The 13,252-nt window shown below is 62.0% G+C and carries 13 protein-coding genes and 1 tRNA gene; 2 read left to right on the top strand and 12 right to left on the bottom strand.

Annotated elements, in window-relative coordinates; genetic code table 11:
* Window positions 1–4 precede the first annotated feature (4 nt).
* The 7 genes from LC343_RS14080 to LC343_RS14050 all read right to left on the bottom strand — a co-directional run bounded on the left by LC343_RS14080 (window position 5) and on the right by LC343_RS14050 (window position 7,156).
* Entirely contained in the window at window positions 5–826 is an 822-nt protein-coding gene (locus tag LC343_RS14080; protein ID WP_223477787.1) for an MBL fold metallo-hydrolase, read from the bottom strand.
* Entirely contained in the window at window positions 819–1,613 is a 795-nt protein-coding gene (locus LC343_RS14075) for a TatD family hydrolase (protein ID WP_223477786.1), read from the bottom strand. The genes LC343_RS14080 and LC343_RS14075 overlap by 8 nt, the downstream gene beginning before the upstream one ends.
* A gap of 10 nt (window positions 1,614–1,623) precedes the next feature.
* On the bottom strand, window positions 1,624–3,162 hold the full coding sequence (gene metG / locus LC343_RS14070; RefSeq protein WP_223477785.1) for a methionine--tRNA ligase: 1,539 nt from the start codon (window positions 3,160–3,162) through the stop codon (window positions 1,624–1,626).
* A gap of 83 nt (window positions 3,163–3,245) precedes the next feature.
* Window positions 3,246–4,280 carry a DNA polymerase III subunit delta' gene (locus LC343_RS14065; protein ID WP_223477784.1) on the bottom strand — a complete coding sequence of 345 codons (1,035 nt, stop codon included), beginning with the start codon at window positions 4,278–4,280 and terminating at the stop codon, window positions 3,246–3,248.
* A 4-nt stretch (window positions 4,281–4,284) separates the two neighbouring features.
* Window positions 4,285–5,007: a dTMP kinase gene (gene tmk, locus LC343_RS14060; protein WP_223477783.1), complete on the bottom strand. Its 723-nt coding sequence runs from the start codon at window positions 5,005–5,007 to the stop codon at window positions 4,285–4,287.
* A complete protein-coding gene (locus LC343_RS14055) occupies window positions 4,994–6,148 on the bottom strand; it encodes a D-alanyl-D-alanine carboxypeptidase family protein (protein WP_223477782.1) in 1,155 nt (384 codons plus the stop codon). The genes tmk and LC343_RS14055 overlap by 14 nt, the downstream gene beginning before the upstream one ends.
* Before the next feature lie 96 nt (window positions 6,149–6,244).
* Window positions 6,245–7,156, bottom strand: a complete 912-nt coding sequence (locus tag LC343_RS14050; RefSeq protein WP_428982557.1) for a septal ring lytic transglycosylase RlpA family protein — start codon at window positions 7,154–7,156, stop codon at window positions 6,245–6,247.
* Between the two features lie 195 nt (window positions 7,157–7,351).
* Between LC343_RS14050 and LC343_RS14045 the strand changes: the two genes are divergently transcribed.
* Window positions 7,352–7,441, top strand: a tRNA-Ser gene (locus LC343_RS14045).
* Window positions 7,442–7,535: 94 nt separating this feature from the next.
* Here the strand turns inward: LC343_RS14045 and LC343_RS14040 are convergent.
* Window positions 7,536–8,087 carry a hypothetical protein gene (locus LC343_RS14040; protein WP_223477781.1) on the bottom strand — a complete coding sequence of 184 codons (552 nt, stop codon included), beginning with the start codon at window positions 8,085–8,087 and terminating at the stop codon, window positions 7,536–7,538.
* Between the two features lie 90 nt (window positions 8,088–8,177).
* Here LC343_RS14040 and LC343_RS14035 point away from each other — a divergent pair, with 90 nt between their 5' ends.
* The gene (locus tag LC343_RS14035; protein ID WP_223477780.1) at window positions 8,178–8,753 is read left to right on the top strand and encodes a Crp/Fnr family transcriptional regulator; all 576 of its coding nucleotides are present in this window, start codon (window positions 8,178–8,180) and stop codon (window positions 8,751–8,753) included.
* Between the two features lie 69 nt (window positions 8,754–8,822).
* Here LC343_RS14035 and LC343_RS14030 read toward each other — a convergent pair whose 3' ends face one another.
* From LC343_RS14030 to LC343_RS14015, 4 genes are all read right to left on the bottom strand, one after another.
* Window positions 8,823–9,569, bottom strand: coding sequence for a FadR/GntR family transcriptional regulator (locus LC343_RS14030; protein ID WP_223477779.1), 747 nt, complete (start codon window positions 9,567–9,569; stop codon window positions 8,823–8,825).
* A gap of 66 nt (window positions 9,570–9,635) precedes the next feature.
* Window positions 9,636–10,598, bottom strand: coding sequence for a galactofuranose ABC transporter, permease protein YjfF (yjfF, locus tag LC343_RS14025; RefSeq protein ID WP_223477778.1), 963 nt, complete (start codon window positions 10,596–10,598; stop codon window positions 9,636–9,638).
* Window positions 10,595–11,638, bottom strand: a complete 1,044-nt coding sequence (locus LC343_RS14020; protein WP_338018593.1) for an ABC transporter permease — start codon at window positions 11,636–11,638, stop codon at window positions 10,595–10,597. The genes yjfF and LC343_RS14020 overlap by 4 nt, the downstream gene beginning before the upstream one ends.
* Window positions 11,625–13,151, bottom strand: coding sequence for a sugar ABC transporter ATP-binding protein (locus tag LC343_RS14015; RefSeq protein ID WP_223477777.1), 1,527 nt, complete (start codon window positions 13,149–13,151; stop codon window positions 11,625–11,627). The genes LC343_RS14020 and LC343_RS14015 overlap by 14 nt, the downstream gene beginning before the upstream one ends.
* Window positions 13,152–13,252 lie beyond the last annotated feature (101 nt).

Genomic DNA, 13,252 nt, shown 5'->3' with positions numbered 1-13,252 from the left:
GGCGTCAGGCTCCGGTTTCGATGACAAGGCCGTCATAGGCCGGCTCGACGTGGTCAGGCGTCTCGCGCTTCACCGTTTCATAGTCGAGCGGCGTATGCATGTGGGTCAGAAATGCGCGTTTCGGCGCCAGTTCCATAATCACGGCCAGTGCCTGTTCCAGCGAAAAATGGCTCACATGCTCGCGATACTGCAGCGCGTCGATCACGAGGACATCGAGATCCCGCAGCTGGTCGAGCGTGGCGTCGGGATAGGCGCTGACGTCCGAACAATATGCGAAATCGCCGATGCGAAAGCCGAGCGAATGGATTGCGCCGTGCGTCTGGAGGAGCGGCTCAAAGCGGATCGGACCGCCCGGCCCGTTCACTTCGAATGGCGACCCGATCTCGATCGGATGGCGTCGAAGGATCGGCGGATAGCCGCTGCCCGGCGGCGTCTGGAAGCAGTAACCGAACGCATCGTCCAACCGTTCGAATGTCGAGTTGTCCGCCCATATGTCCATCAGCCGTTTCTGCCAGAGGACAAAAGTCCGAAGGTCGTCGATGCCGTGGATGTGGTCGGCATGCGGATGCGTGTAGACCACGCCGTCGAGCTGTCGGACCTGCGCGGCGAGCATCTGCTGGCGGAAATCCGGCCCGGTGTCGATAACAACGCAGGTGCGCTCGCCGTCGGGCGCGAAGCGTTCCACCAGCAAGGACGCACGCAGGCGGCGGTTTTTCGGATTATGCGGGTCGCAATTGCCCCAGTCGCCGTTGAGACGCGGCGTGCCGGGTGATGAACCGCAGCCCAGCACGGTGAACTTCATGGCGGCCGCTTGCCCGTCAGCCATCGTGCCGCGTCACCCTGGAAAACAGGCGGTAGAAGTTTTCCGTCGTCGCCATTCCGATTTCGTCCAGCGAAACGCCGCGCGTATCGGCCAGCACCTGCGCGGTGTTCTTTACATAAGACGGCTCATTGCGCTTTCCGCGATGCGGCGGCGGTGCGAGATACGGCGAATCCGTTTCCACCAGAATCCGGTCCGCCGGCATGTCTTTCGCAATGGCGCGGATGTCTTCGGATTTCTTGAAGGTCAGAATGCCCGAAAAGGAAACATAGCCGCCGAGCGATATCCCGGTTTCGGCGAGCGCGCGGCCGGACGAGAAACAGTGCAGAACGAAGGGGAAGGCCCCCTTCCCTTCGGTTTCCTCCGTCAGGATTCGCGCCATGTCGTCATCGGCATCGCGGGCGTGGATCACCAGCGGCAGTCCGGTGCGCCGTGCGGCGTCGATATGGCGGCGAAATCCTTCCGCCTGCGCCTCGCGCGGCGCCTTGTCGTAGAAGTAATCCAGACCGGCTTCGCCGATCGCAACGACCTTGTCGCCCTCGGCCAGCCGGACGAGATCATCCGCCGTGATGTCGAGTTCCTGATCGGCATTGTGCGGATGCGTGCCGACCGAACAGAAGACATCCTCATAGGTGTCGGCGATGGCGCGGATCGTGTCGAACTTCCTGACATGCGTCGAGATCGTGACCATGCGCACGAGCCCGGCCTCGCGGGCGCGCGCGACGATTTCGTCGCGTTCGACTTCGAAGTCGGGGAAATCCAGATGACAATGGCTGTCGACGAGTACGGTCATGAGCCCGCGATCAATCTTCCTTGTCCACATATCGCGGGAAAACGCCGGATGGCGCGGGCAGTTCCGTTCCGGGAACCAGCATCGCGTCGAGGCTGTCGAAATCGCGGGCGTCGGCCGGCGCGGCGACGAGATCGAGCAGTTTTCCCGTTGCGTCCGGCATGTAGGGCTGCGCGAGGATGGCGATGCGGCGCACCGTCTCGGCAACGACATAGAGAACCGTTTTCATGCGATCCGGGTCGGTCTTGCGCAGCGCCCAGGGGGCTTGCGCGTCGATGTAGCGGTCCGCGGCGGCCGCGATGTCGAAGGTGGCCTCGATCGCCTTGTGGATCGCCTGTTTGTCCATTGCGTCCCGCGCCGCAGCAAGCGCCGGTGCGCTTTCGGCCAGGAGCGCCTCGTCTTCCGGCGTGAAGGCGCCATGGTCCGGCACCTTGCCTTCGCAATGCTTGGCGATCATCGACAGCGAGCGTTGCGCCAGATTGCCGAGACCGTTGGCGAGATCGGCGTTGATCCGGTTGACGATCGCCTCGTGGCTGTAGGAACCGTCATTGCCGAACGGCACTTCGCGCATGAAGAAGTAGCGCACCTGGTCGAGCCCGTAGGCATCGATCAGCGCGAAGGGGTCGACGACGTTGCCGACGGACTTCGACATCTTCTCGCCCTTGTTGAACAGGAAGCCATGCGCGTAAACGCGTTTCGGCAGCTCGACGCCGGCGCTCATCAGGAAGGCCGGCCAGTAGACCGCGTGAAACCGCACGATGTCCTTGCCGATGATGTGCATTGCCGGCCAGTAATTCGCGCGCGGCGCATTTTCATCAGGGAAACCGGTCGCCGTGAGATAGTTGGTCAGCGCGTCGACCCAGACATACATCACATGCTTGTCGTCACCGGGAACCGGCACACCCCAGTCGAAGGTGGTGCGGGAAATGGAGAGGTCCTTCAGTCCCGATTTCACGAAGCTCGCGACCTCGTTGCGGCGTTCCGCCGGCAGCACGAAATCAGGATTGTCCGTGTAGAGCTTCAGCAACTTGTCGCCATAGGCCGACAGCCGGAAATAGTAGCTTTCCTCCTCGACCCATTCGACTTCGGACCCAAGCGGCTCGCGGCGGACACCGTCTTCGCCGAGCGTGGTCTCGCTTTCGTCGAAATAGGCTTCCTGGCGCACGGAGTACCAGCCGCCATACTTGCCGAGATAGATGTCGCCATTGGCTTCCATCCGCTTCCAGAGTTCCTGGACGGCGATGCGGTGGCGCTCCTCCGTCGTGCGGATGAAGTCGTCGTTGGAACAGCCGACGGTTTCGACCATGCGGCGGAAAACGGCGGAGTTCTTGTCGGCGAGCTCGATCGGCGCGATGCCTTCCTGCTCGGCGGTGCGCTGCATCTTCTGGCCGTGCTCGTCGGTTCCGGTCAGGAAGAACACGTCCTTGCCGTCGTGGCGGGCAAAGCGGGCGAGCACGTCGGTCGCGATCGCCGTATAGGCGTGGCCGATATGGGGAACGCCGTTCGGATAGAAAATCGGCGTGGTGATATAGTAACGGTCTTTGGCGGACATGTCGGCCTGTCTGGAATGATTGCGCGAGGTGCCCTGCTCTATCCGATTTCAATCGCTCAAGGAAAGCCGGGTTGCCGGAAAAATCACGCGTGGGCCGTCGCGCTCAGCAATTCATGCACGTCGCCGAGCAGGGACAGGAAGTCCTGCTTTCGATCGAGATTGAAGGCGTCCGACATCCGCATGCGATCCTGCAGCGCCATGTCGGCGGTTGCAATGCGTTCTGCGGCGCGCAATTGGCCGGATCGCGCGGCCTGCGTCGCACGGTCGCGAAGCCGGTCGAGAACCAGTTCGCGCAGGATGTCGCGATGGATCTCGTTCTTGCGCGCGCCGGCGATCTCGGCAAGTTTGTGGGCCTGCGCAACGTCCGGCCTTGGCCCGGACAGATACGTATCGAGCGCTTCCTTCAGCTCCAGGCCGCCGAATTGGGCAAACAACAGGGCGCGGCGCGCGCTGCCGCCGCCAAGGGCCGCGATACGCGCGATTTCCGTGTCATCGGCGCCGCCGCCCTGCTCACGGATGATCTGCTCGATTTCCTCGTCGGCCAGAGGCGAGAACTTCAGGATCTGGCAGCGTGAGCGGATCGTCGGCAGCAATCCGCCGGTGCCGTGGCCAATCAGGATAAAGACGGCGCGCGCGGGCGGCTCCTCGAGCAGCTTCAAAAGGGCGTTCGCCGCGTTGCGGTTGAGGTCGTTGACGGGATCGATGATCACGACCCGGTAGCTGTCCGCGCCCGCCGCCGTCATTGCGAAGAACCGTTGCAGGCGGCGGATTTCATCGACCGTGATCGCGGATTTGAAACCGGTGCCCTGATCGTTTTTCGGTCGCGTCAGATAGAGCAAGCCGGGATGTGCGCCCTGTGCGATCTGCCGGAAAGTGCCGGATTCCGGATCGGGCACATGGGCGGATTGGCGGTCGAGCAGCCGGTTCGCAAGGTGGAATGCCGCGGTTGCCTTGCCGATGCCGCGCTCGCCCTCGAAGATCATCGCATGGTGCAGCTTGCCGCTCGCGACTGCGGCGGAGAGAAATTCCTGCTCGCGAGGGTGACCGTGCAACGTCTTGGTGAGTTGCGGCGGATTGATGCCTTCGAGCGTGTCATGGGTTTCCGGGACCTCGATCATGTCGTCAGGCGCTGTCCTGTTTCCCGTCCGCGCCGATCTTGGCAATGCCGGACTTTCGTATCGCGCGTGAAACGACATTGAGAATTTGTTCGGCCACGTCATCCGCAGAACCGGACGCATCGATCACGCGGCATCGTTCCGGCTCATTCTCCGCGATGTCGAGAAATGCCGCGCGCCTGATCTCGTGCGCCGCGATGTCTTCCTTCTCGAACCGGTCGACCGGCGTGTCGGCCTCCCGGCGCGCATGGGCGCGGCGCAGCCCCTCCTCCGGCGGCAGGTCGAGGATAAGTGTCAGGTCCGGGACGACATTGGCGACCGCCACGCGTTCGAGCGACTTCACGAAGCCGCTGTCGAGATTTTCGGTTGCGCCCTGGTAGACCCGCGTCGAATCCATGAACCGGTCAACAAGCACGATCTCGCCGTGCTCGAGTGCGGGGCGGATCTTTTGCTCGACATGGTCGTTTCGGGCTGCGGCGAAAAGCATGGCCTCCAGATACGGGCCGAAGGGCTCGGCAGCACTGGTGTCGAGAACGACATGCCGGACTGCTTCGGCGCCCGGTGTGCCACCCGGCTCGCGCGATTCCATAACCGCGTATCCGCGTTTGCGAAGGGTTTCCGCAAGCCGATGTATCTGCGTCGATTTCCCCGCGCCGTCTCCACCCTCGAAGGTAATGAAGAGGCCACGACCGCGCGAACCTTTCGTCCGCGCCAAATCAGATCCAGCCAAGTACGAGCTCCGTCAACGCATCCAGCGCCCTGCGGTGAATCGGCCCGAGCGGCACGGATTGCGCGGCGTAGAGCGGCTTTTCCTGGGAAAGGTTGTCGCCGATCCAGACCTTCAACGTGGCGATTTCCTGGCCGGCTTCCACGGGAGCCATCACCGGGCCGGTATAGACCACCCGCGCCTTCATGCGGTCTCTTTCGGTTATCGGCAGCAGGATGATCAGGTCTTTCAGGACAGTGACCGGAACGGTCAGTTGGGCGCCGCCATAAAGCCGCACATTGCCGATTTCCTCGTCCTTCTTGAAGATTTCGTAGGGCTGGAATGCGCGCAGGCCCCATTCGAGAAGCTTGCGGGCTTCCTCGCCGCGCGAACGCTGATCGGGAAGTCCGCTCATCGCGACGATGAGTCTGCGTCCATCGCGATCGATCGAGCCGACGATGGCGTAACCGGATTCCTCGGTGTAGCCGGTCTTCATGCCGTCGGCGCCGATATCCATCGCAAGAAGCGGATTGCGGTTGCGCTGGAGGATCTTGTTCCAGGTGAAATCGCGCTGGGCGTAATATTTGTAGTATTCGGGATACTCGCTCTGGATATGGACGGCGAGCTTGACGAGGTCGCGCATCGTCACCTTCTGCTGGGGATCCGGCAGGCCGGTCGAATTCATGAAGGTGGAATTCTCCAGGCCGATCTTGCGGGCGCGTTCGTTCATCAATTGCGCGAAGATCGCTTCGGAACCCGCCATGCCCTCCGCGATGATGATGCATCCGTCATTGGCCGACTGGACGATGACACCCTGAATCAGGTCTTCTAGCCGTATCGAGGAATTCAGTTCCGCGAACATGGTCGATCCGCCCGAAACCGCCCCGCCAGTTCGCCATGCGTTTTCGCTGACGAGAAACTCGTCGTCCATGGACAGCCGGCCGGCCTTCAAAGCGTTGAAGACAACCTCCATGGTCATCAGTTTCGCGAGCGACGCCGGCGGCACTGGCTCATCCGCGTTCTTCGAAAAGAGAACGGTCCCCGAATTGACGTCGAGCAAGACCGCCTGCCCTGCCCTCGTCTCGAAAAGCTGCGCGGCGGCCGGCAGGACGAGACTGGCGAGCAGGCTCAATGCAAGAACGATGATGGAAACTGGATTTCGCATGGCGCTAGACTACACGTCGTTATCCGAAGGTACAGAGGCCCGAGGATTCAATTACCAAATCCCTTCGCCTTCAGGCAACTTCGCGGTGCGTTCTGTCTAGCGTGATTTCCAGTCGGAGGATGTCAATCCGGAAAACGGATTGTCGGCGAAAGCCGAAGCCACCCGCTGATCGGCATAGGCCGAGGAAGCGGCCGGTTCCATCCTGTCTGCCACCTGAGCGACGTCGCGACGCGGTGTCGGAAGTCCGAATGCGGAAGACAATACGCCCATCAGGCCGCGTTTCTGTACTGGACGACGCTCGGGCGTCTGCCCGTTCATGGCAACCATGACGCCGGAGCTCGGCTGGATATAGCGGCCATCGGGCGCATTTCCCGGGACACCCTGGACGGAGGCGAGCAGGAACGCGTCGTCTTGTCCGTCGAGCGGTGCACGGCCGGCATACTCGACCTTCACCTTGGCGACGCCGCTATTCGTATAGTCGAGGAGATCGGCGGCTCGCTTGGAAAGGTCGATGACGCGATCATGCGCGAAAGGCCCCCGATCGTTCACGCGGACCAGCAGCGAACGGCCGTTTTCCAGATTGGTCACGCGCGCATAGCTGGGCAGCGGGAACGTTTTGTGGGCCGCTGTCAGGTGCGCCATGTCGTAGATTTCGCCATTGGCGGTCTTGCGGCCGTGAAATGCCGCCCCGTACCAGGACGCCAATCCGACTTCGGCCCCCTTGGGGTTTTCGGTCGGATAATAGGTCTTTCCGGCCACCGTATAGGGCTTGCCGACCTTCGAGGTTCCGCCGCCGCGCGGCATGACGGCACCGGTCGCCACCCGGGGGCTCGCCGAGACACCGACCGATGCGACCGAAAAATACTCTGCGCCGGACGTCTTGCCGTTCGCCGCATAGACACCCTCGGTCTGCGAATAACCGAATTTCGGCTGAGACGTCGAACACCCCGCAAGGACCAGGCCGAGAACGGCGATCGCGGAGGCGGTTTTGACGGGTGTTTTGGGCATCTGAGAACGCATAACGGGAACCGGGATACACAAATTTGGTTAAAAGGCCAATCCCGAACGGGTGTGACACATCGCACTTCGCGCCCGCTCGCTTGGTTTGGTTAATGAAGCCATGTCAGACAGCCAACCGCCCTCTCTGCGTTTACAGATTCACAGTTGCGCGGTTTCAGGGTTTCATGCCAATACGACGCCTCCGGAGAGGTGGCCGAGCGGTTTAAGGCACCGGTCTTGAAAACCGGCGTGCGGGCGACCGTACCGTGGGTTCGAATCCCACCCTCTCCGCCACTTGCCCTCGCGAACGCGTTCTCCCGATCTTGCCCGCGCCGGTAAAGGTATGACCTTGCTGGCGGCCTGGGTGCAGACGAGCCGAGACATCTTATCAGCGAGCCGTAGGGGTGGTGCGTGCACTCAACATGCGCCTGAACAGGACCGACAGGAGACTTGCAATAACGGCAAGTATGGCAGCCGTCGTCAGAGCCGATTTCAAGATCGTCGCTGTGCTTGCGGCCTTTACCAGCGCAAGGTCTGGCTCTGGTCCAGTCAGCAGCATGAAGCTGATACCCAGGTTTTCCAGATAGTCGAATTTCGCGGCCAGGATTGCCAAGGCTCCGCCTATCCGGGTCATCAGCGTCGGCCCGAACCTGAATGAACGCCATCGAAGTGCCGAAATCAGGGTCAGCGCCAGCAATGCGGGGTAGAGCGTATCCAGAGGGATCTGCCGCGTGAGATAATAGTGGCGCCCGGTCGCACCGAGTGCTTCCAGCAGACCTACGGTGTCAGAATGTGAGTATCCTGAGGGCCGCAGATCGAATGGCAGCGCGCCTGCAAGATCGTTCAGATAACTGAGCGTGCCCAGTACCATGACAAGATAGATGATCGCGGCGCCCAGCCCGAACAGGATTGTGGCCTTGCCGCTGTGATCGATTTTCATGAGAAGAACTCCTTTCGCATTTGAAGTATGCCTAGCTGTTAGGAGCGCCTTGCCTGCGAGGCATTGTCTTTTGTTAACGGGACGCGAGAAATGCAGATCGCAAGCAGCTTTGAACGGGACCGACGGATTTTCGGTGATCTGACCGCGGCCGATGCACGCGCCTTGGCCGGGGCGTTCGAGGCGAAACGACTTCCGAAAACCGCCTTCCTCGCCCGGCAGGGTGAGCCAGATGCGATGGAATACATTCTGTTGTCAGGGAAGGCGGTCAGTCTGATCGGCGACGCCGATGGGCGCGAAGTGTGCGTTGGTTTTTTTGTTGGGCCGTGTGTGATCACGCCCAATCTGGCGCGCGCCGCCGACGGCAAGTCCCTTGTCAGCTTGAGACTGGAGTCAGATGGGCAGGCCGCTTCGGTATCGGCCGCGGCCCTTCTGGAATTGATGCGCGGTTCGTCAGCGATCGAGGAGTGGGCCAATGCAGTTCTGCGCGCCGAACTTGAGCGAAAGACAAGCCGGGAATGGAGCCTCGCGCTCAAAGCCAAGGAGCGGCTGGAGTGGTTTCGTAGCCACTATCCTGACCACGAAACCCTGTTTACTCACAGTCAGATTTCGTCGTTCCTGGGAATGACGCCCGTGACGCTGAGCCGACTGCGAAATCCGAGCAGATAGACGCAGCCTCTCTTCAGATGAGTGCAGGTTTGTGTGCTTTCGAAAGCCCTGCAAATTCGCCGCAAGACGTCATCGTGTCCCCAAGGCTTCGTCCACATCGCGGATCGAGTCGTCGAGCAGGACTTCCATGCGCTGGCGGGCGAGCTCCGGTTCCTGCCGGGAGATCGCGTCCAGCACGTCGCCATGCTGTTCGAGGCGCGCCTGCTTGATGACCGCGACGGCGGCACCGCGCCAGCTCAGGCGAAAGGTGCTGATCATCGCCGCGTGGATGAGCGCGCTGAATGCTCCGATGAAGTGATTGTGGGTGGCGAAGAGGATCTCGAGGTGAAAGCGCAGGTCGGCCTGCACCAGTTCCGCCTCGTCATGTGCCTTGACCGCCATGTCCCGGTAGGCACTTTCGATTTTCGCCAGCTCGTCTTCGCTCCTGATCTTGGCGGCGAGCGCCGCTGCGGGCGGCTCGACCATGCGGCGCAAGGCGTAGAGATCCATGGCGATCTCGTTCGGCGACTTGGTCTGCAAATGCCAACCCAGGACCTCGGGATCGAGCATGTTCCAGAATGCGGGCGGGCGAACGCTGGTGCCAACCTTCGGGCGTGCGACGATCATGCCCTTGGCGGAGAGCTTGCTGTAGGCTTCGCGCAGTGCCGTCCGCGACACGGCGTAGCGCTTGAGCATCGACGCCTCGTCCGGCAGACGCGTTTCAGGCGGGAAGGTTCCGCTGACGATTTCGCGGCCCAATCGATCGAGAACGCCCAGTCCCGCGCCGCCGTTTGGATCGGAGAGCACATAAGCGCGATCGGAGATGGCTGTATCCAAGTTCTTTTCCGAATTTAGAGTGCGTGTCCTCGCCGGGATGGCGGCACAGATTATGCCGTAGCGGAATCAGGAGGTCCCCCGCAAGTCGAACGAGCTGACGAGGAATCGGTGGAGGACGATGAAGGCGAACAGAAGGACGCCACTCGATATCAGAATCCAGGCGCTGTTCAGCGAACCGTGGAAGATGATCAATGTGGAGATCAGTCCGAGGATCATGCCACCGAACAGCGTGCCCGCGACCATGCCGACACCGCCGGTCAGCAACGTTCCGCCCAAGACGACCGCGGCGATTGCCGAAAGCTCCAGCGTGGATCCGGCAAGCGGATAGCCGGATGATGTGTAGAGCGCGTAGACGACCCCTGCGAGCGCCGAATAGAAACCACCGATCGCGTAGATGCCCACTGTCGTGCGACGGATGTTGACGCCCATCAACCTGGCGGATTCCTTGTCTCCGCCGATCGCGTAGACGCTGTTTCCGAAGCGGGTGAAATGGGCGATGAAGATCGCGAGCGCGAGGCTTGCGAGCATCACGATCGCCGAACTTCGCAGGACGCCGCGTCCGGGTAGCGGGATTTTCGCCGACGCGTAGAGATCCACGAAGTCGTGGCGGATCGGAACGGATTCGAGCGTCACCATGAAACAGAGCCCGCGCAAGAGGAACAGACCCGCCAGCGTGACGATGAAGGGCTGAATATCGCAGAAGTCGATGATGAACCCCTGCAGCGCGCCGTAGAGGATTCCGAAGCAGATCATCAGGGCGGCCGCAGCGAGCGGATGCCAGCCCATGCGGTCGAGAACGGCCATGCATACGCCGACCAAGCCGATCATCGAGCCGATCGACAAATCGATGCCGCCCGAAAGAATGACGAAGGTTGCGCCGATCGCGGCGATGATGATGAAGGCGTTGTCGGCGAGGATGTTTCCGAGCACCAGCGTCGACAGGAAGTTGTTGTACATCGCGCCGCCGGTCACGAAGAGCGCGACGAAGACGGCGATGGTGGCGGCGAGTGGCAGATACTTCTTGTTCATGACGGCTTCCTCGAGACCAGGCCGCGAATGGCATTTCGAGCATTGGCGGACTGGAGGAACAGGACGCTCAGCACGACGAGCGCCTTGATGATCAGGTTGTACTCCGGCGGCAATCCGGAGATCAGTGTCGCCGTCGTCAGCGCCTGGATCACCAGCGCTCCGATAACGGTCATGCCGAGATAGATGCGCCCGCCGGCGAGCGACCCGCCGCCGATGACAACGGCCAGGATCGCGTCAAGCTCGATGTAAAGCGCCACGGATACCGGATCTGACGTGTGGGTGTCGGCCGTCATGATGATTCCAGCCCAGGCGGAAAGTAGCCCGCACAGGACATAGGCGACGAACACGATGACCCGCGCATTGACGCCGGCGAGATTGGATGCTGCCGCGTTTCCGCCAACGGACTCGACGAACAGGCCGAGCGCGGTGCGGCGGATCAGCAGCCACAGAGCGAGAAATATGCCGGCGGCGAGGACCAGCCGGGTCGGGATCAACCAGATGCTTCCGGTCGACAATCCCTGCAGGAACGCGCTCTCGAAGCTCGGATCGGTCCCGCCGTAGAGGAGATTGATCAACATGCCGATGCCGCGCCCCGACACCATCAGGATCAGCGTGGCGATGATCGGCTGAATTCCCAGCGCGGCGACGAGGAAGCCGTTCCACATGCCGCACAGAATGCCGGCGGCAAGCGCGGTGAAGAGGATCGTGACATGCGGATCGCCCATCTTGATGCGCCACACGATCACCGCGCCCACAATGGCGATGATCGATCCGACGGAAAGGTCGATGCCCCGCGTCCCGATCACGACGGCCATGCCGAGCGCGACAAGCGCCGTCGGCACGGCTCTGTACAGGATGTCGATCAGATTTCCGAAAAGCCGACCCTCGACGATGCGAATCTCGTAGAAGTTCGGCGATATGAACCCGGCGACGATCAGGATGAGCGCCAGCGCGAGCAGTGGCCAAATGGCCCGGCTCTGCGCGATCGCCTTGACCCGACCGGGTGCGGAATGCTCCGCCGTGCTGTCAGTGCTGGCCACCGTCTTCCCCCGCTATCATCCGGATGATGTTGTCTCGCTTGATATCCTCGCCGGCGATTTCCCCGATCTTGCGGCGGTCGCGCATAACCGCGACGCGATCGGACGCTGCGACGATCTCGTCCAGTTCCGAAGACGCGACGAGGAGCGCCATGCCGTCCTCGCAGAGCCTTCGGATCAACATGATGATTTCGGCATGCGCGCCCACATCGATGCCGCGTGTCGGCTCGTCGAGGAGAAGTATCTCGGGTTTCGAGGCGAGCGCTCGCGCCAGCACGACCTTTTGCTGATTGCCGCCTGAGAGTTGCCGAACCGGCTTCTCCGCATCCGGCGTTGCGATGGCCAAAGCGTCGATCATCTCGCTGGCGAGCCGTTCCTGCTGCTTGCGCGGGACCCGGCGCAGCCATCCGTTCTTTGCCTGCATCGACAGCATGATGTTTTCGCGGATGCTCAGATCGCCGACAAGGCCCTCGGCCTTGCGGTCTTCGGGACAGAACGCGATGCCGGATTCAAGCGATTGCCGGGGCGTGTTGCGGCCGACATCCTTGCCGCCGACTTCGAGCGTTCCACTGTCGGCGCGGATGGCGCCGAGAACGAGTTTCGTGAGTTCGGTGCGCCCTGAGCCCAGGAGCCCCGCCAGGCCGACCACCTCGCCGGCATGCAGCGTGAGATCGAAGGGCTCCAGCGTGCGCTTGCGGCCGATGCCGCGCGCGACGAGCTTTTCGGTGCCCTTCTCTTCGGACGCCTTGTGGGCGAAGGTCGCCTCGACCTCTCCCAGTTCGCGTCCGATCATCATCGAGATCAGCTCCTGGCGGGAAATGTCCGAGGCCAATCCGGTTCCCACGAGTCCGCCGTTGCGCAGGACCGAGATACGGTCGGAGATCTCGTAAACCTGGTCGAGAAAGTGAGTGATGAAGACGATCGCCATGCCGCGCGATTTCAGGTCGCGAAGAATCGAAAAGAGCGTGGCGGTTTCCTGCGCATCGAGGCTCGCGGTCGGCTCATCGAGAACGAGGACGCTGGTGTCGTCGTCGAGCGCATGCGCGATGGCCACGAGCTGCTGCACGGCGACCGAAAACGTGCCTACGGGCTGCTCGATATCGATGTCCAGGTTGAGGCGCGCGAGTTTCTGACGCGCGGCCGCGCGGGCCTTGCGCCACGAAATGATGCCGAACGCGCCGTCCGAAGGGCCGAGTGCGAGGTTCTTCGTCACCGACATTGCCGGGATCAGATTGACCTCCTGATATACGGTGGAGATGCCGCTCGTCTGGGCTTCGCCCGTGGACCGGAAATCGACGGGTTCTCCGTCGAGGCGGATTTCGCCGGCGTCACGATCCAACGCACCGGTCAGGATCTTGATGAGGGTGGATTTGCCGGCGCCGTTTTCGCCAAGCAGGGCGTGGATTTCGCCCGGATAGAGCGTGAGATCGACACCGGATAGCGCGCGGACGCCCGGAAAAGATTTGCCTATCGCGTGCATCTCGACACGCGCAGCGGGACCAGCGGAAGCGTTCATTGGTTCAGTCACCTTTGCACAAGGTCGGTACGGCAGCCGCAAGATGCGGCATGCAGCGGCGCCCCGCGAACGGGGCGCCGACCTTCATGGATTCAGCGGCA

It is taken from the genome of Oricola indica, assembly GCF_019966595.1.
GTDB classification, from domain to species: Bacteria; Pseudomonadota; Alphaproteobacteria; order Rhizobiales; family Rhizobiaceae; genus Oricola; species Oricola indica.
Note: the sequence above shows the minus strand (reverse complement) of the source record. Positions and strands in the feature narration are given on the sequence as shown.